General features: G+C 65.6%; 5 protein-coding genes. 2 read left to right on the top strand and 3 right to left on the bottom strand.

Features of this window, described 5'->3' with window-relative positions; genetic code table 11:
* Window positions 1-16: 16 nt before the first annotated feature.
* Entirely contained in the window at window positions 17-17,206 is a 17,190-nt protein-coding gene (locus JQ621_RS06580) for a leukotoxin LktA family filamentous adhesin (protein ID WP_249124692.1), read from the top strand.
* Between the two features lie 6 nt (window positions 17,207-17,212).
* Window positions 17,213-18,907, top strand: a complete 1,695-nt coding sequence (locus JQ621_RS06575) for a ShlB/FhaC/HecB family hemolysin secretion/activation protein (protein ID WP_212233563.1) — start codon at window positions 17,213-17,215, stop codon at window positions 18,905-18,907.
* A 70-nt stretch (window positions 18,908-18,977) separates the two neighbouring features.
* On the opposite strand, the gene bluB is transcribed toward JQ621_RS06575, so the two are convergent.
* The 3 genes from bluB to cobU are packed head-to-tail and all read right to left on the bottom strand — an operon-like array spanning window position 18,978 to window position 20,898.
* The gene (gene bluB, locus JQ621_RS06570; protein WP_212233821.1) at window positions 18,978-19,610 is read right to left on the bottom strand and encodes a 5,6-dimethylbenzimidazole synthase; all 633 of its coding nucleotides are present in this window, start codon (window positions 19,608-19,610) and stop codon (window positions 18,978-18,980) included.
* Complete coding sequence (gene cobS, locus JQ621_RS06565) at window positions 19,610-20,398, bottom strand: adenosylcobinamide-GDP ribazoletransferase (protein WP_212233562.1); 789 nt, start codon at window positions 20,396-20,398, stop codon at window positions 19,610-19,612. The genes bluB and cobS overlap by 1 nt, the downstream gene beginning before the upstream one ends.
* A complete protein-coding gene (gene cobU, locus JQ621_RS06560) occupies window positions 20,395-20,898 on the bottom strand; it encodes a bifunctional adenosylcobinamide kinase/adenosylcobinamide-phosphate guanylyltransferase (RefSeq protein ID WP_212233561.1) in 504 nt (167 codons plus the stop codon). The genes cobS and cobU overlap by 4 nt, the downstream gene beginning before the upstream one ends.
* Between the last annotated feature and the right edge of the window lie 103 nt (window positions 20,899-21,001).

Genomic DNA, 21,001 nt, shown 5'->3' with positions numbered 1-21,001 from the left:
GATGAAGAGGATCTGAATGCGCGGCCCATTTGCGACGCGAGACGACAACGGCGAGCGGATGCTGCAGGGACTTGCACGCTTCCGCTCGATGTCGCTGCTTTGCGCGATGCAGATGGTCTTCCTGCCGGTGTTCAGCATCCGTCTGCAGGCGCAGACGGCAAACGTCATCGCCCCGGACGGCCGCACCGGGACATCCTTGCAGACCTCCGGCAGCGTCACCAACGTCACGACCTCGACGGTCTCGGGCGCCAACGCCTTCAACTCGTTCTCGCAGTTCAGCGTCGGGCAGGGCAACACCGTCAATCTGCGGCTGCCGACGGGGACGAAAAATCTCGTCAACATCGTTCGCGACGCGCCCGTCTACGTCAACGGCACGCTGAACTCCTACATGAACGGGGCGATCGGCGGTAACGTCTACTTCGCCGATCCCAAGGGCTTCGTCGTCGGCCGCAGCGGCACGGTGAACGTCGGCAGCCTCAACGTCTCGACGCCGACGCGCGAGTTCACCGACAGCCTGATCGGCCCGAATGGGGCGATCAACGGCACGGCGGTCGGCAACCTCATGGCCGGCTCGTTTCCGGTCTCGCCGGACGGCAATGTCAGGATCTACGGCCGGATCAATGCCATCGACGGCGTGCGCCTGACCGGGCAGAACGTCCTCGTCGGCGGGGCAAGCCAGCGCGACATCGCCAATCTCGACCACGCCGCGAAGTTTGCAGCCTCCGTCAATTCGAAGGGCCTGCGCAGCGCCAGCGCCATCACCGTGAGCAACGGCTCGATCCATATCGGCGCCGTCAAAAACGCGACGATCAACGGGCGGCTGACGGCGCGCAGCAGGACCACCACGCCCAGCAACGTCACCGTGACGGCCGGCAACAACATCGAGGTCGGCAAGAACGCGAAGCTGACCGCCGCGAGCAAGACCGGCGACGCCGGCAACATCCATCTCAAGGCAGCCCGGAATCTGACCGTGGCGGGCGGGGCGTCGTTCGACGTCAGCTCGCAGACCGGCAATGCCGGTCTCGTCGACTTCAGCGCGAACGGGATCATCGACGTCGGCAGTGGCATCAGCATCAACCTCGCCGCGCCGAACGGCAAGGCCGGTACGATGCTGATGGATCCGACCGACGTGACGGTCGGCGATGCCAGCCAGGGCGACACCGGCGTGACGCTGTCGAACACCTCGATCGCAAACACCATCAGTGGAATGACCGGCGGCGCCAGCGCCACCTATCTGATTCAGGCGGACAATTCGATCACCCTGGCGGCGCATGCGGTGGTCGATACCCGCCATCTCGACGGTAGCGGCCATTCGACGGGCGCCGCCAACAACATTGCGCTCCAGGCGCAGACGATCACGATCCAGCATGGCGCGCAGCTGCTCGCGCAGGCCGTGAACGCCGCCACGACCTATACCGACGGTAACGTCACCATCAACAACGGCGGCAGTGCGGCGACGACCGTCACCATCGACGGCAAGATCGCAGCCGGGACGGTCACCGTTCAGGCGAGCAATCTGGTCGCTCTCACTGCGCACGCCCTGATCGACACGCGTGCGCTCGACAGCAACGGCCATTCCTATCGCGACGCCCACGACGTCTCGATCAGCGCGCCGACGATCACGATGGATTATGGCGCGCAGATCCTGGCGCAGGCTTCAAGTGGCTCGACCTATCACAGCGGCGCCGTCACTCTGACGGCGACCGCGAGCGACATCAAGGTGTCGGGCCAGGCGACCGCGTCAACCGGGATCACGATCAATGGTGCCATCACCGGCGGTGCCATCTCGATCGGCGCGAGTTCGACAGCGACGTCCAGTTTCACCAGCTCGATCGCCGGCGACTTCGCGCTGGTCGGCGCGACGCTGGCGGCTTCGGTGCTCGGCATCAACGGCGGCTATATCGCAGCGAGCGCCACGGCGGTCGTCAACATCAACGGTCAGGCCAACATCAACGGCACCGGCGACGTCACGATCTCGGCGCACGGTTCGGAAAGGGCAGAGGATCCGGCAATCGCCAGCAGCCTGCTCGGCAGCCTTACCCCGCTCGGAGCCGCTGCGGTCGTCGGCAAGATCAACGGTACCGTCACGACCAACGTCGCCTCGAACGCGACGATCAGCGCCGGCCGCAACCTTGCAATCAAGGCGGTCAACGATGCCACGCTGAACGTTTCCGCCGTTTCGGCCTCGACCAGCGCGCAGTTCGTCCCAACGGTGGCCTATTCCACCGGGTCGGTGTCGACGACCGCCAACGTCGCAACCGGCGCGAGCCTTTCTGCGGGCACGGTGAATGCCTCGGGCAACACCCTGAAGCTGACGGCCATCAACAATAATTCCTTCTCGACCGGCGCGACGTCGATTGCCCTGAGCAGCCCGACATCGAGTGGCGGCGTCGGCGGGGCGATCGCGATCAGCGATGTCACGACTTCGGCCACCGCAACTCTCGGCGCGTCGCTCGGAACCAGCGCCAGCAGCCGGCTGAACAGCTCCGTCGTGGTCGAAGCGACGTCGAACACCACGAGCAATTCGACGATGGCCTCGACCATCGTCGGCACGCCGGCTCTGGTCAACGCGATCCAGGAATTTGCCGTCTCGACGGCCTCGCCGGGCTCGATCATTGCCGATCACATGGCGGGACTGATGCCGCTGAGCTTCAATCTCAAGTTCGCCGCGGCGCTTTCGCTCGCCAACACCACGGAGAATGCCACGGCCGCGATCGCCCAGAATCCGAGCGGTGGCGCGCCCAGCATCTACGCGAGCGGCAACGTCGCCGTCGTCAGCAACCTGGTCGATCAGGGCGTGCATAGCAACGCGACCTCCAGCGCGATCACGTCGGATGCTGCGGCCGGCGAGGGAACGGCGATCAGCGCGTCCGTTGCCTGGGGCAACTTCACCCACAACTCGAACGCCTATATCGGCGGCGGTACCCTGATCAATGCGGCGGACATCGCCGTCGACGCCAACACGTCGATGCCGATCACAAACTCCTGGCTGAAATGGGATGGATTGGCCCAGGTGCTGGGCCATCTCAACGGCAATCTCGGCGTCGGCGGCTCGATCCTGACCAGCTACGCCAACGCCACGGCCGACGCCGGCGACACCATCGGCATCGCCGGATCGGTCAACCATTTCGTCGTCAACAACAACACCACGGCGTGGGTGGCGGGCGGAGCGAGCCTGACCACGACGTGCACGGCCGCTTGCGGAAGCAGCTGGTCTGCGACGATGGACAACAACGACGTGCATACCTACGATGCCAGCCTTCAGATCGCGGCGGCCACGACCACCGCATCGATCGATGCCGCCGGCAATGTCGGCACGCTGGGTTTCCTTCCCGGCAACACTTCCGGCGGGTCTTCCATCGGCGGCTCGCTCAATTTCGCACAGTTCAACACCAATACCATCGCCGGCGTTTCCGACCGCGCGACGCTGCGCGCGTCGAACGACATCGCCGTGAATGCGATCACCTCGGATCAGTTCGTCGCAGTGGCGCCGTCGTCCGGCAAGGCCTCCGGCGCCCTGGCGTTGAACGGCATCACCTCGCTCGGCTTCCTCAACAACACGACGCATGCCTCGATCTCCAATCAGGCAACCGTTCGCGCGCCGACGGTCAGCTTGCTGGCGCAGCAGGATCTGTCGGTCGTGTCGATTTCCGGCGCCGTCACCGTCGGCGGCGGTTCCGCGGTCGGCGTCTCGGTTGCCTATATGGGCGCAAATGCCGACACGGCCGCCTATGTCGGGGATAACCATGCCGACATCCGGCCTGGCGTGTTCAGTGCCTACGATCCGTTTGCCGGCACCAGCGGCGGAAGCGGCTCGCTCATTGTCGACAATCTCTCGGTCAGCGCCACGACCTCCGGCCGGATCACGGTCGCCGCCGTCGCGGCAGCGATCTCCGAGCCGTCATTGTCGAATTTTGCCGGCAAGGCGAGCGCCGTCGGCGATGCCGCTACGGGCGGCGCGGGCGGCATTGCGGCGGGTGCGGCCAAAATCCAGCAGAGCTCGGGGGCGAGCCCGGAGGGCTTCAGCATCGATCTTGCCGGCAGTTCGTCGGTGAGCGACGTCTCGCTCGCCACCAGCGCTTACATCTTGAACGCGCAGCTTGATCGTTTCACGACGACCGGTGCGATTGCGGCAAGCACGGTCGTCCAGGCGCTCAACGATACCAGGCTCAACAACGGCTCCGGCTCCGCCGCAGCCAACCTTGCCGGAAGCGACGGAGGGGCCAGCGTCGCTCTCGGAGCCGCGATTGCATCGGCGACGTCCAACAACGCGACGCTCGCCTATATGTCCGGCGTCACCTCCAACAATCAGAGTTCGGTGACGGTGCAGGCGTTGAACGGCGGCGCGGAGACCGTCGTCGCTCTGGGCGTGTCCGGATCGAAGGGCAATTCGGCGGCGCTGTCGGCTTCCATCGGCATCATCACGGACAGCGCCAACGCCTATATCGCCAATTCCACGATCACCGGCGCCTCTTCCGGCGTCAATCGTGCGCTCGAGGTCGATGCATACCAGACGTCGGACATCGCGATCGGCGGCGGTGCACTCTACGTGTCGGGCGGCAAGGTCGGCATCGGCCTCACAATGGTTTACGCGTCAATCTCCGATCCCACGGGCGGAAAGGCGACCGATGCGCATATCCGCCAGACGTCGATCTCCAACTACGACAGCCTGTTGGTGCTTGCCGACGACGCGAGCGTGATTGTCGCCGGCGCGGCGTCGGGTGGCCTTGCAACCAACGGCAACGCACTGGCCGGCGCCATCGTCGTCGACGAGATCAGCCCAACCACGACGGCCTATATCAACAGCGGTTCGACGGTCACGATCAGTGTTGGCGGCGTCACCGTGCAGGCGGATAGCGGCCGGGTGAGGCCGCTGGATACGGCGCTCGACGACCTGGTCATGAAGTCGAACAGCAATCAGCTCGCCACCGACACCTGCACCACCTTGAGCGGCCGCGAGAACTGCGTCGACTTCGGCGCCGCCGCACTTAACGGCGGAACCAGAATTGGATCCGGCGCCAGCATCATTTCGGTCGCAGGTGTCATCCAGGCCGCCAAGAACGATATCGGTGCATCGCTGGTCTACGACACCATCGCAACGACGCATTCGGCCTACATTGCCAACGTGATCCTGGCAGGCGCGACCGTCAACGGCTACGTCAACGTGAGCGCGACCGACTCCTCGAAGATCCAATCGGTCGCCCTCGGCATCGGCGGGTCCAGCGGCCAGTTCGCCGGCGTCGGCGCGATGACGATCAGCTCGATCACCAACACCGTTTCAGCAGGGATCGGCGACGCCAGTTCAACCACGTCCAATTCGAGCGTTACGGGCTTCAACATCTCGGCTACCGCCGCTGACAATTCGAGCATCACCGGCAGCGCCGCAGTCGCAGCGATCGCGCCCGGTGGCGGAAGTGCCGGAGGCCTTGCGCTCGTCTACAGCGACATCGGCAACAATGTGAATGCCGGTGTGACCGGCTCCAAGCTGAGGGCCACGGGAACCGTCGCCGTCAACGCAAGCTCGAACGCCAGCATCTCGACGGTTGCAGTCGGTATCGCGATCTCCTCGCAGGTCGGTCTGGCCGGCTCGGTCGCCACCAATCTGATGGGCACCAACGTGACTGCCAGCATCACCGACAGCGCGGCCTTGGGCACCGTCGATGGATCCGATGTCAGAGCGAACAACAACGTCGGGGTGATCGCAGGCAATACCGACAACGTGGTCGTGTCCGCCGGCGCGCTCTCGATTTCCAAGGGCCCCGCCGGTGGCGCCGGCTCGATGGTGACCAACCGGATCACCGGCAGCACCTCCGCCTATATCAGCGGACCAAACACCTCGGTCGACGCGTTTGGAACCGACTCGACCGACACGCTGTCGGTCAATAGCGGCACGCTGGCGAACGCGAGCAATCTCAGCGGCTTCCAGCGGCCGACCGACAATACGCCTGATTTGACCGAGACCCAGGAGACGGTGAAGGGTCTTGCCGTGGTCGCAAGCTCGCACCAGGCCGTGGTGACCAACGTGATGACGATCGCGGCCGGTTCCGGGATCTCGGTCATGGTCAATCCGATAACCTCGGTGCTGAGCGGGTCGACCAACGCCTACATCAGCGGTGCGAGCATCGATACGCACTTGACCAGTGCGGGTCTGCTGCCGCAGATCGACGTCGCGGCTTCCAGCTTCTCCTATTCCGGTGCGTTCGGTGCCGGCATCATACCCCCGACCGGCAATGGCGGTGGCGGCGCGACCGTCATCAGCACGACGATGTTGCGCACCACGATGGCCACCATCACCAATTCGACCGTCGGCAGCGTCTCGTCGACGACGACCCCGACCGTTGGCGCCGTGACCGTAAAAGCCAACGCCGAGCAGGATGCGTCCTCGATCGGCGTCGGCTTCAACACCGGCTCAGTCGCCCTGAACGTGTTTACCGCGACCACGGAAGCCTATGTCGACGGTGGCGGGATGACGGCGTCGTCGCTCACCGTGAAGGCTCTGGACACCACCGGCATCTATTCCGCGGGCGGATCGGCCGCCTATGGCGGCCAGGCCGCGGCCGCGGGGGCCTTCCTGGTCCAGGTCTCCGCGAACCGGACCGAGGCCTATGTCGGCGACGAGTTCGCCTATCACGGCGGCACCGCGCAGCATGGCACCGCGCTCACTCTGAGCGGCGCGCTCGATGTCGAGGCCAACACCGTGGACCGTTTCCAGGCCTATTCGGTCGGCGGCTCGCTCTCGACCGGGACGGCCGCAGTCGCCGGCATGGCGAATATCGAGATCGCCAACAACACCACGATCGCCGGTGTCTACGATCTGGTGCCGCAATCGCCCTCGATCGGCACGATGGGGACGGTCACGATCAATGCGAACGAGGATGTGGCCATCAAGGAAATCGCCGGCGCGCTCTCGATTGCCGCCAGCGGCTCCGGCGTCGGTTTCGGTGCGGCGGCCAACGTCATCATTTTCAAGAGCCAGACCACTGCGGAAAGCATCAACAGTGACCTGAACTCTTCAGGCGCGATCAATGTCACCGCGCTCAGCACCAAGGAGGTGCAGTCCTATGCGGTCACCGCGGGCATCGGCGGCAGCATCGGCATCGGTGCGACGGTCGGCGTCATCCTCATCGGCTCGAACACGGCCGATTCCGCTACGCAGCAGCAGGAAATCGGACAGCTCGACCAGCGCGACAGCAACGGCAACAACCACGGCACGATCACGGCGGTGAACAGCAGCACCAACGCCGCCCCCAATTCCAATTGTACGCAGGGCAATTGTCCGGTCGCGAGTGGCACCGCGGGCAACCCGGGCAGCGCCAATGTCAGCTCGACCTACGATGTCAGCACCGTGCTGGCGGGTGGTGCGGACGGCATCAGCGCGCAGATCGCCGGCGGCAACATCACCGGTACGTCGGTCAACGTCTCGGCGACCAGCGCGGTGGCCACCCAGCAGCGGCTGCTCGGCGCGGGCTTTGCCAAGAATGTCGGCGTCGGTGCCGCCGTCGGCTACACCGTGGTCGACAGCACCGTGCTCGCCAATCTGAACGCGACCGTCAACGCGCCGGTCGTCACCGTCGCGGCCGCCGTGCAGGATGCGAACTCGGGCCCCTATTCGGGCAGGACCATCGATACGGAGTCCGGTGCCGGCGCCGGCGCGCTCTATTTCGGCGGAAATGCGGCTGTCGCGGTCGGCAAGGTCAGCAACAGCGTGACCGCAAACCTCGCAGGCTCGGTGACGGGAACGGGTGGAACCGGCGTCTCCGTGTCGGCCCAGGATACATCGAGCGAGCACCTGCTCGCGGCCGGCGCCAGCGTCGGCATGGCCGCGGTCGGTGTCTCGATCGCCACCGCCGAGCGGTCGAGCACGGTCGCCTCGAATGTCGCGCCGAGCGCCGCGATCAACACGTCTGTCCTCAGGGTCGGCGGCAACGAAGGCGGCTCGCTATCGGCCGAGGCGGATGCCGTGGCCGGCGGTATCGCCGCGGGCGATGGCGCGGATGCCAGCGCGACGGACGGGACCAGCGTGACGGCCGCGATCGGCGCGGGCGCGCACGTCACCACCTCGGCCTCCGGCCTCGGGACCATCCTGCTGGCGACGTCCACCCCTGACATTTCGAGCCAGGCGCTCGGCGTCGCGGTCGGTGGCGGCGCCGTCGGCCTTGCTTTCGCACAGTCGAGGGTGACGACAACCGTCACCGCCGACGTCGGCGACAACGCCGTCTTCTCCGGCGGCCCGCTCTCGATCACCGCGATGGCCAGCGTGCCGACTGACGGCACCACCGCCTACGCCAAGGCGCTCGCCGGCGGCGGCGGCTCGCTGATCGGTGCCCAGGGCAGCCTTGCCACCGCTTCGGAGAACGCCACGGTCTCGGCCTATGGCGGCACCGGGATCACGCTTCCGAACCAGGATGTCGTCATCGCGGCCGAGAACGACAGCAGCCAATACGCGGAGGGGACGGGTCTTTCGAGCGGCTTCCTGGCCCTGGGTGCGACCGTTGCGCAGGTATCGTCGAGCGCGCACACCTACGCTTATCTCGGGGCGGGCGCGATCACCTCGACCTCCAACACAGGCGTTCTCCAGATCACGGCGACCGGCAAGGATACCAACGTCGCCAACGCCATTGCCGGCGCGGGCGGCACCTATGCCGGCGTCGCGTCGGTGGCGACCACGAGCTCGACCGCAACGACCAATGCGCGGATCGACGGCAACGGGACCGACGACACGCTTTATTTCGGCGGCCTCAACATCCGCGCCAAGCACACCACGAACTATGCCGCCAGCGGCGATGCCTATCAGGCCTCCACGGCCGGTGTCTCCGGAGGCAGCGCGCAAAACACGGTGACCACGACGACGACCGCCGAGATCGGCACGCACCTGATCATCAACTCGGCCGGCGGCGACATGGATCTCATCTCCAACGACATCGTCAACCAGGCCGGCGGCGGCGCGCGTTCGGGCTCGGGCGGCGTGTTCTCCGGCGCCGCGGCGCTCAGCACGTCGACCGTCACCCAGACCGTCACCACCAACATCGATGCCGGGACGATCCTGAGCCTCAATGCCGATCCGCACGCGACGACCGCGGTCATCAACATCGAGGCCTACAACACCCTCAGCACCACTGATACCGTGACCCTCGCCGCGGCCGGTTTGTTTGCCGGCGGCGGAGCCGAATCCCATATGACGGCGAATGCCACGCTGACCGTCAACATCAATGCGCGGGAGCTGTTCAGCGCCGGCACCATCGACATCGGCTCCGCGTCCCGCATGTCGGCGAACAACAACGCCAATGCCAGCCTCTATGGCGCGATCGCCGGGGTTGGCGCCAGCACCAATGCCTGGGTCCATGCAACCCAGGCCGTCAATGTCGGCTCGGGCGCGATGCTGCAGGCCTGGGGTGACATCAACGTCTCGGCGGGCCTCGCCGGTGACGGCAGCGTCTACAGCAGCATCGAGGCGACCGCGACCACAGTGGTGTACAACAACACCGCAGTTCCGATTTCGGTCCTCTATCGCGGCACCGCCAATGCCGACGACGACGCGAGCCTGACACTTGGCATCGGTTCACGCGTTCTCGGCGTCAAGGACGTCAACCTCGGCGCAAGCCCGGGCCAGGTCGCGGCGACGGGCCTCGGCAGCAACTACAATCCCTATCTGTCGATCTTCGGCGCCAAGAACAGCGACAACCACAGCAATACCAACAACGGCGGCACCGGCACCGTTGCGCTCAACGGCCTCGTCGTGGCCGGCATCAACAATGACGAGATCATCACCATCGCGCTGGGCTCATCGACCCCGACGCTGACGACGTCGAGCCCCTATAACACGATGACGCTGGAGCAGGTCGCCGACGTCGGTCATTTCAACCCGACCATGAGCTGGAACCACCAGACGATCCAGTACACGATCGTCGGCGGCTTCAATCCCTACCAGCAGATCGTCTCCCAGCTCGCATCGCTGAGCGGGCTGACGACGACCCAGGTCCAGACCGCGCTTGCCGCGACGCACCCTGCGATCACGTATTCCGGCAGCGATCCGACCGGCGATATCCAACGTCAGATCAATGCGCTGATCCAGCAAGCGCCGTTCGCGACCAACGTCGCCGGCAACTCCTTCGCCTTCAACGACATCCTGGTGTCCGCCGGCAACGTCTCGATCCTGGCGCAGAAGCTGACCGGGGCGGGAGGCGCGAACAACGCCGCGCCGCAGGTGATTGCCCAGAGCTCGCCGATGATCAAGATCGACAACCAGGGCCTCAATTTCCTCGACCTGTCGAAGCTCTCGATCACCAATGTGAGCGGCGGCAATATTCTCTACCGGCAGGTCGACCACGTCGATCCGGACTCCTCGTCCAACGTGACCTTCACCTCGCACAATAGCGCAACGCCGATCATCGACATCTCGGCGAGCTACAACACCAGGGACCCGGTCAGCGGCCTGCCGTCCTACAACGGCCAGACGTTGACGCAGACGCCCGACATCTATTTCGACGGCGTCGTCACCAACGAGCAGGGGCTGCTCAAGATCACGAACAATCTCGGTAACGTGGTCGCGTCGCAGACGTTCGACGCCGCGACCATCCAGATGGTGGTGCCCAACGGCTCGTTCACCTTCAACGGCGGCGCGGGCAGCATCTTCAATTCCAACCACGACGTGGCCGACCAATGGGCCGGGACGGAATTCAAGCCGGCCGATAACGACACGCTGACCGCGGTGATGACGGCGGCGACCTATATCGGCGCCTATGGCGCCTATAGCACCGGGGTGCACATCGCTTCCGGCGGCGACCATCCGTATTTCTATTATTGCTGCGCGTCCGGCAGCAGCGGCGTTCAGCAGACTGCAAGCGGCAGCACGATCTTCACCGCGCGGATGCTGGAGATGTACTACGACGGACGCTCGCTCTATTCGGCGATCTTCCTGCCGACCGGGAACGGGACGCCGACCGGCGGCGGCAGCGTGGGCAGCACCAGCACGCTCGCGGCGCTGGAGGGGCCGACCAGTCAGTCGATCAGCACCGCGCCATGGGAAAAGCGGACTTACGATGGTGCGGGCGTTTACACCAACAGCGGCGACTACCAGACCCCATTCAACTGCTCCGGCTGCTCGGCCTACTTCCAGGTCATCAATATCCAGCCGGCCGCGATCACGCCCGTTACCGCGGCCTCCGCGAGCAATCCGCCGGCGAACGCGCCGTTCATCGTCGGCAAGGCGATCATCCTGTCGGCGTCGGTGCTCAACATCAACGGCACGATCCAGAGCGGCTCGAGCAGCAACTATTCGGTCAACATCGGCAACAGCGCCCTGAATGCCATCAACGCGATCAAGGGCGACGCTGCGACCCTGGCCGCGGACAGGACTGCCGCCCTTCACGGGAACTATGTCGACCTGACGCCGTATCTGACGCGGGCGAGCAGCAGCGACGTGCAGGTCAGCGCCAAATATGATGCCGCCAATGACCAGATCCTGCTGAACAGCGTGGTGCAGGGCACCGGCGGCTACGTCTATCTCAACGGCAAGATCATCTCGACCTCGACCCAGACCGACACGCAGGGCAATATCGTCCCGCAAGGCAACATCATCATCAATGGCGGCGCCGGCACCATCACGGTGAACAACACCACCGGCGTCCAGCTCGTCACCAACACCATCAATACCGGCGTCAGCGCCAGCAGCGTCATCGAGATCGTCGACCAGCTCAAGCAGCAGACCAAGTGGTACGTCTACAATCCAAGCGCGCCGGGCGGTCAGCAGGTTTCGACTTACGTGGCCAACAACGTCACTGCGAGCCAGTACACCTCCGGCATGCTGTCGGGCGTGAGCGGCACGGCGGGTCTGCAATATTCCCCGCAAAGCAACATGTACTATCAGTGGGTCGACACCGCGACGCTGGATCGTTCGACCAGCGCCACGCAGTTCGACTACGGCTGGCATTATACGTCCGGCAACCCTGTCACCGGTCCCTGGGTCCGCACCACCAGCCTGGTGCAGAACGTCCAGCAAGTGTCCAACGGCGCCCCGACGGGCGCGTTGCAGACCTCCAACTACCAGGAAGTCGTCACCGCGAACGGCTCGTCTCATAGCGGCGGCTACAACACGACCGCCAGCAAGTGCTGCGGCGCGGATGGCCACTTCGACTGGTATCAGGAGATCTTCGACCACCTGACCCTGACGTTGACGAACACGGTCAAGGCGTCCAACCCGATCAACATCCAGTTCAACGGCGGCGGCACCTCGACGGTCGCGGTCAGCTCGAATTCGAACATCGTCATCAACGGCCCGATCAACAATCTCCAGGGCACCACCACGGTCACGGCGACCGGCGCCAATTCGGCGATCACCGTGGGCGCGAGTGCGAACAACCCGTTGATCTCGGGCACCAGCGTGACGCTCACCGCGCCGGGTGGCATCGGCACGATCGGTGCGGGCGGGGCGCCCGTGCAGGTTCAGGTCTATGGCGGCAACCTGACCGCGAGCACTGTCGACCACGACATCGCGATCTCGGCCGTCGGCTCGCTCTCGATCAACAGGGTGACGGTGAACCCGGCCGTCAACGGCAACGCGCCGCAGGGCAGCGTCTATTTGGCGGCGACCGGCGATATCAACTCGGCCTCGGCCTACGACGTCACCACCCCGGTGGTCATCGGCAAGAACATCGAGATCGATTCAACCGGCGGCGCCATCGGCGCGACGCTGAGCGTCAACGGCGGCGGCACAGCCATGCTGACGGCCAATCCGCTGGTGATCCAGGCGACGGGCACGATTCTGGCCGACGGCAGCGTGGATGGCGGCGTTCTCAACAGCAGATCGATCACCGGCACCTATATCGTGCAGTCGAAGGGTGATCTGCGGCTTGGCACGATCGCCTCGAGCGGCGGACCGGTGTTCCTCGAGGCCGCAGCATCCGACGGCAACCATGCCAGCATCCTGAACGGCCTGACGGCCGGTGGGCTCACCTCGGCGCAGAGCGCGCATCTGGCGGACGTCTGGGCCAGCCTCGACCTGCTCAGCGGCAACGCGGCCACCGCCGCAGTCAACAGCTACCAGTCGATGGTGACGGCGGCCTACAACGACTACTTCCAGCTCAAGAACATCGCGTTCACCAATTGCGCGACCGCCTGCACCTATCATCCCAGCACGGTCGGCCTGACCGTGCTGCGGGCGCAGGTCGCCGCCAAGCTCGGCATCGATCCCGCACGCGTCACGACGACGGACATGCAGACCGAAGCGACTGAGCGCCTCGAGAGGGACCAGTTCCTGCTCGGCGTAAAGACCGCAGGCCAGCTTTCGGACTCGCTCACGACCCTGTTCGGAGGAACGCTGGCCGCGAACCTGTTCACGAACCTGTTCCAGGGCGTGAGCGACGCCAACCAGCAGCGGATGCCGACCAACGCGGCGCTGCAGACGGCGTTGAACAGCTACAATGCGAACTATTCCTACACGCTCGCCTCGACCGAGAGGCTCTACAGCATGATCACTGCGGGCTCGCAGTGGACGCAGAGCCAGCTGGCCTACACCGTCTCGTCGTCGGCCGTCGGCGCGCCGCCGCCGCCGATCGATGACACCGTCGTGCCCAACATCAGGGCGAGCCAGGTGATGCTGTACACGCCGAACGGTTCGGTCGGCCAGCTCGCGGCGCCGCAGACGTTCAACTTCACCAGTGTCAATGCGTCGTCGCTCACGGCTGCCCAGAAGGGCCTGCTCGCATCGGCCGGTCCCGGGCAACTCGTCGTCTCGTCCTCGACCGACCCGGCGAGCGGCGTCGTGACCTACAATGTGACGCTGTCGCAGCAGAGCCTCGTCATTCTCGACAATCCGACCGCGGTCTCGGCCAAGGCAGCGGCGGAGATCTATCTCGGCAGCAAGAACAACCTTGTGCTCGGCGGCATCGCGGCTGCGAGCTACAACCCGATCGCGGCCGCACAGGCCAACGGCATCCAGGTGACGGGCACCGGTGACGTCAAGCTCGACGCTGTCGGCAGCATCACCGCGGGCGTGACCGGGGTGCCGGTGATCTCCGGCGACATCCCGAACCTGACGCTGATCGCCGAGCACGGCAATCTCGGAGGCGCCGGCACGGCCGGAGGCGATCCCGCGGCCAACGCGAACGCAATCCAGATCGCGTTCGCGAGCCCGACCGCCGACCATCTCGACCAGGTCTCGTCCGGGCAGGGCATCTACGTGAAGCAGACCACCGGCGACCTCGTCCTCGGCAACATCTCGGCCAGCGGCACCATCCAGCTTGCTGCGACCGGCAGCATCTATGCCGAATCGGCGTTCACCGATCGCACGGCCAAGCATATCGTCGGCTCGGACCTCGATCTGCGCGCCGGCGGCGCCATCAGCTTCAACGGCTCGACCTTCCAACCCCTGCAGGTGCAGATCTCCGGCGCGGTCACTGGCTCGGCTGTCGGTGACCTCAGCCTTCTGGCGGTGACGGGCGATCTCACGGTCGGCGCCACCGGCACCTACGGCACGCTATCGGCCGGCGGTGCGCTGACGCTGAACGTGCCGATCGGTGCGCTCACCATCAATGCCGACGTCAGCAGCGTCGGCCTGATGCAGTTGCTCGCTAGCCGCGCGGTGACGATCGGCGCCGGCACCAGCGCGACGCCGACGGCGGTGGCCAGCTCGCAGGGCGGCTTGACGCTGGCCTCCGCGACGCTTTCCATGGGTGCCTATTCGGCCATCGATGCCGCCGGGGTGATCTCGGTGACGACCACGGGCAATGCGACCATCGGCCAGCTGAATTCGTCGTTGTCCTATGCGGCCGCCTCGAATGCTCCGTCGATCGTCGTGACCGCCGGCGGCGTCGCCTCGCTTGGAGCGATCATCGACAATGGCGATGGCCAGACCAAGTTCGTGGCGTCCGGCGCGGGCGCCGAAGTGTCGCTGGGCGCATCGAACGGCATCGGCAGCGCGACGGACCGGCTGACCCTCAGCGCCGCGCTGCTGTCGGCAAGCACGTCCGCTGGCGGAATCGACCTGCGGACTCTCACCGATACCGAGGCGACCTTGTTGTCCGCCGTGAAGGGCAGCGTCGATATCCTCGGCACCGGCGGCCTGACGCTCGATCAGGTGGCTGCGGGCACGGCGACGGGGGCACGCGGCAGCTTCAGCGCCGTCACCGCCAACGGCAGCATCGTGATCGGGACCGCGACCAGCAGCGGTTCGCAGACCATCCAGGCCAGCCAGAACGTCACGTTCAACGCGCTGGCCACGACCGGCGTCGCGGGCGACGTCGGCAATGTCAACGTCACCGCCGACAACGGTTTCATTCTGGCGCAGACGGTGATCTCGGGTGGCGTAACGACGCTCGGCTCGCTGTCGGCCCACGGCCTGGCGGCGCTGGTTGCCGGCGGGGCCATATCAGGCAATACGCTTGCGGCCACGACCGGCTCGGGCCGGCTGACCGCCGGCGGTCCGATCAACTGGAACACGCTCAATGTCGCGACCACGCTGGGCGCAACGGCAAGCCAGGGCAGCATCACCTTCCAGACCGCGCAGAGCGGCGGCACGCAGACCATCCACGCCCATGACAACGTCACGTTCAACGCGCTCACCGCGACGGGCATCACCGGCGATGCGGGCAGCATCAACGTCACCGCCGACAATGGCTTCATTCTGGCGCAGACGGTGATCTCGGGCGGCGCAACGACGCTCGGCGCGGTGTCGGCCAACGGCTCGGCGACGCTGGTGGCGGCGACGACCATCACCGGCAACGCGCTCGCCGCCACGACCGGATCTGGCCTGTTGACCGCCGCCGGTCCGATCAACTGGAGCACGCTCAACGTCGCGACGACGCTGGGCGCGACCGCAAGCCAGGGCAGCATCACCTTCAAGACCGCACAGAGCGGCGGCACGCAGACCATCCACGCCCATGACAACGTGACCTTCAACGCGCTCACGGCGACGGGCATCACCGGAGATGCCGGCAGCATCAGCGTCACCGCCGACAACGGCTACATCCTGGCGCAGACGGTCACGTCGGGCGGCGCACCGACGCTTGGCTCGCTCTCGGCCAACGGCTCGGCAACGCTGATCGCGGCGCTGACGAACACCGGTCACAATCTCACGGCGGCGACGGGCAACGCGCTGCTGCGGGGCACCGTGGTCAATTGGGACAACCTCAATGTCGGCGGAGCGCTCGGCATCACCGCAACCACCGGCGGCATCACCCTCGGAACCGCGGTCAGCGGCGGAACGCAAAACCTGCATGCCGTTTCCGACATCGTCTTCGCCCAGCTGACGACCACGGGCATCCCGGGCGATGCTGGAGACATCAACCTCACGTCCACCGCCGGCTCGCTCCATGGCGGATCGATCTCCGCCAACGGCGATACGCATTTCGATACGGCCGGCTCGATCTCGCTGGATCGTATCAGGGGCAGCACGATCAAGCTGTCCTCGCGGGGCGATCTGACGATCGGCTTCATCAGCGTCGTCAAGGAGCTCGACCTCGCCGCTAGCACCATCAACGTCAAGGGCGAGCAGATCCGGTCGAACCCGCCGGTTCCGCTGATCATGAACGTGACCGGCTACAATGGCGGGACGGCGACGTCCGCGAATGTGTCGATCGATCCACTCGCCATCATCGTCAACCAGTTCAACGTGGTGGATGCGAGCTTCCTGACCGACGCGCAGGCCGTCTCGATCCTGAACGGCTACGTGCCGGGCCAGCTCATTCTCACCACGGCGACCGAGCAAGTGCTGCTGAACAACCGTTCGCCGGCGCCGACGAACTGGCCGGCGCTGCAGCTCTACCAGCCGGGCGGCGTCTTCACGATGAGCCAGACCGGCAACGCCAACGTCAGCAATGCTTATGTGGTGTTCTACTCCGGCGACATGTCGGCGACCGTGACCAACTACGGAGCGACCCACACCTGCTGCAACGCCTACACCGGCGCCAGCATGATGCGTAACGTCGCCGTCGACGGCGAGGGCTATGAGAACATCGACACCTGGCTGGCGCAGAAGAGCGGTGGAACGTTCTACCAGCTCGGCGTCTCCGGCCATGCACGGCTCGACGCATTGCTGTCGCCGCGCCCGGTCGAGACCATTGGGTCCGGTCCCGCGGTGAACATCGAGGGGCTCAGCGACATGCGCAAGCTGCGTCGCCATGGCCAGCGCATCTTGCGTCCGGGCTGGAAAGATGCAGCTGTTGGCGTCATGACGAAGCCGGCGACGAGTCGACTTGCGGAGGCGTGGTAAGGGAACATGCGGGTCCTTGGGGCGGCATTGGGGGTCGGGCTTGCAGCGTCGAGCATCGTTGCTGCGCGCGCGCAGGTGCCCTCGATCAATCCCGGCGCGATCCAGAACGACGTTGACCGGCAACGCCGCCAGTTCGAGCAACAAAGCGAACCGCCAAAACTGAACGGCCCGGCGGTGATCGGCGGCGCACGCGAGAAGTCCCCGCTGCTGAAGCCGGGCGGCCCGAAATTCCGTCTGCGCAAGCTCGAATTCGACCAGTCCAAATTCATCACGCCGGCCGAGCTCGACGAGATCGCGAAGAAATATGTCGGCAAGAACGTCGACATCGCGACGCTTTTGCAGATCGTCGCCGACATCAATGCCATCTACACCGAGCGCGGCATCGTGACCGGCATCGCGACCCTACCGGATCAGGATCCCAAGGACGGCACGGTCAGGATCAAGCTGACCGAAGGCCGGCTCCAGAAAACGTCCATCGAGGGCAACAAGCAGACCCGCACCGACTACATCCTCCAGCGCGTGAAGGAGCCGGAAGGCGAGGTTCTCGACGTTCCCAAGCTCAATCGCGACGTGATCTGGTTCAACCGGACCAACGACGTGCAGATCAAGGCGCTGCTCCAGCCCGGCTCGAGCTTCGGCCTGACCGATCTGCAGTTCGCGGTGATCGAGCCGCCGGTCGACACCTGGCAGCTGTTCGTCGACAACCAGGGTGCCGAAAACACCGGCCGCTGGGAAGGCGGCACCTTCTACAAGCGCCATGGCCTGTTCGGCGTCGACGACCGCCTGACCTTCTACGGTGTCCGCTCCGACGGAAACCTCAACGGCAACGTCGCCTACAGCATTCCGGTCAATCCCTGGGGCGGACGCGCCGGCGTCAGCTATACCGAAGGCAAGATCAAGATCATCGACGGTCCCTTCGTCGCGCTCGACGTCACCGGGCGGTCGAGTCAGGCCGCGGTCAATTTCAGCCAGCCGGTCTGGGTGACACAGAATTGGCTGATCCTGCTGAACGCCGCCGAGACCGAAGGCAAGACGGTGAGCCGTTTCGCGACCGTCGCGGTGACCGACGATCACTACGACAAGGCCACGGCCGGCGTCTCGGTGACCAATTCCGGCAATACCTATTCGATCACGGTCTCGCCGGCCGTGAACTACATCGAATGGCAGGACCACGTCCTCGGCAACAACCGCACGTTCAACACCTACACCGGTACGTTGATCGCGACCAGCGCTGCGGGTCCCGCCAATTTCAGCACCAACGTGCTGGCAAGCTGGCAGTACACGCAGGAGAAGCTGCTGCCGGGCGACCAGATCTTCACGATCGGCGGCCCAACCACCGTGCGCGGCTATCCGACCAACGCGGCGTCCGGCGATAGCGGTTATTATTTCAATGCCGAGCTGCACTACAACTGGTCGCAATGGCTTCGGGGATTCGACGCCTACATCTTTACCGACTGGGGCGCGGTGTATTCTACATTCCCCGGCGTCACCGAAATGGCCTCGGTCGGCGTCGGCTTCTCCTGGACTTATGCGCAGTTCATGACATTCGAGGCGAACTACGCGACGCCGCTCAAGAATGCGGTGACGACCCAGCACCATTACGAGGCCTATGGCCGCGTCATCGTCCGCCCGCTGCTGATGTTCGAGAAGCAGCAGAGCACGGTGCCGGTGGCAGCCGTTGCCGACAAGAGCAAGTCGTAGGGGCCGGTTGCCTCTCTCCGTCGTCATTGCGCTCGCAATGACGAGAGGATGGATCTGGGATGCGGCTTGACTAACGCCGCAGCGTGAATTCGTCGGGGCTGCGCCGGTGCTCCCACTTCGCCCGCTCGAGCTCGGGCTGGTCGCACTCGGCCTCCGGATAGCCGATGCAGAGATAGGCGATGAATTTCCAGGAGGCGGGCACGTCGAGTACGTGCTGGACTCGCTGCGGATTGAGGATCGAGACCCAGCCGAGCCCGATGCCGTCGGCGCGTGCCGCCAGCCACATCGCGGTGATCGCCGCAACCACGGAATATTCCAAAGTCTCCGGCATGGTCGCGCGGCCGAGGCCGTGGCCAGTGTCGCTGGCCTTGTCGGCGAAGATTGCAAGATGCGCCGGCGCCTGTTCGAGCCCGGAGAGCTTGAGCGCTGCATAGCGTTCGGCGCGCTCGCCGGAATAGCAGTTCAGCGCATCGGCGTTGCATGCCTTGAAGTCGTCGATCACGGCGCGGCGCCTCGCGGCGTCGTCGACGATGACGAAGCGCCACGGCTGGCTCAGGCCGACCGAGGGGGACAGGCAGGCCGTCTCGATCAGCCGCTCCACGGCGCCGTTGGGCAGCGCATCGCTGCGAAAACGGCGCACGTCGCGGCGCCACACGAACAGTTCGCGCAAGTGCCGGCGGAAGGTGTCGTCGAACTCGACCATCATCCTCCCACCGTCTGAAGGAAGGCTGCGGCGACGAGCAGGATCAGGATCTCGCCGACCTGCTCGAAGGCGCCGAGGATGTCGCCGGTCTGTCCGCCGATCTGACGGATGGCGAGCCGCGCCAGACCCAATCCGGCGAGCGACAGCAGCACCAGGCCGACCAGCGCCTTGGCCGGCCCGAGTGCGAGCGCAAGGGTGAGCGTTCCGACAGCGAAGGCGATGGCGACACTGCGGCCCGGCGGCGCGCCCGCACGCGACGCAAGTCCGTCACGCCGCGCCGGGGGAACGAGCGACATGAATGCGGGCAGGCCCGCGCGGGCCGCGGCATGGGCCGCGCAGAGCGCCAGCATCACGGCCCACGGATTGGCGATTCCCGCGAGCGCGCTCCAGCGCAGGCCGAATGACAGGATGAGCGCGCAAGTACCGTAGCTGCCGATCCGGCTGTCGCGCATGATCTCGAGCTTGCGCTCGCGCGTGCGGCCGCCGCCGAGACCATCGGCGGTATCGGCAAGCCCGTCCTCGTGCAGCGCGCCGGTGATGAGCGTTGTGGCGGCGAGCGCGAGCAGAGCGGCCATGCTTGGTGCCAGTCCCAGCTTGCTTGCAAGCGCAAAGACGGCGGCACCGAAAAGGCCCACCAGCAATCCCGCGACCGGCAACGCCCAGGTCGCGCGCGCGATGCTGCCATCGGCGGCAGGCTTCGATGCGGCCACCGGCACGATCGTGACGAAGGACGAGGCGATCCTGAGATCGGCGACGACGTCTTTCAGGATTTCGGCGCGCGACATCATTTCAATTTCATCGGCAGGCCGGCGACGATGAACTCGACCTCGTCGGCAATGGCCGCGATGGTCTGGTTCATGATCCCGGCGGCGTCGCGAAAGCTGCGCGCCAAAGCGTTGTCGGGCACGATGCCGAGCCCAACCTCGTTGGTGACGAAGACGACCGGGCTCTCGAGCCGGGGCAGGGCGATCGCAAGCCGGCTCACCTCGCGTTCCCAGTCGCGTTCCGCATGCATCAGATTCGAGAGCCACAGGGTCAGACAGTCAACGAGCCGCGCGCCGCCGCCATCGGTTGCGACCAGCGCGGGCACGAGATCGAGCGGCACTTCGCGCTCGATCCACTCGGTTCCGCGGCGCGCGCGATGCTTTGCGATGCGTGCCTCCATCTCCGCATCGAGCGCCTCGGCCGTCGCGACATAGACGGGCTGCCCGGGAAAGGCGCGCGTGCGCGATTCCGCGCGCTTGCTCTTGCCCGATCGCGCTCCGCCCGTGATCAAGATGACGGCCATCAAGGTCTCCTGCGGGCCTGACTAATCACCAATCGGGACCAAAGACAAAGCCGAAATCAGCCGGGCAGGGGCTTGCGCTCGCCCCCCGCTTTGCGCAACAGGG

The organism is Bradyrhizobium manausense, from assembly GCF_018129685.1.
Lineage (GTDB): Bacteria > Pseudomonadota > Alphaproteobacteria > Rhizobiales > Xanthobacteraceae > Bradyrhizobium > Bradyrhizobium manausense_D.
Note: the sequence above shows the minus strand (reverse complement) of the source record. Positions and strands in the feature narration are given on the sequence as shown.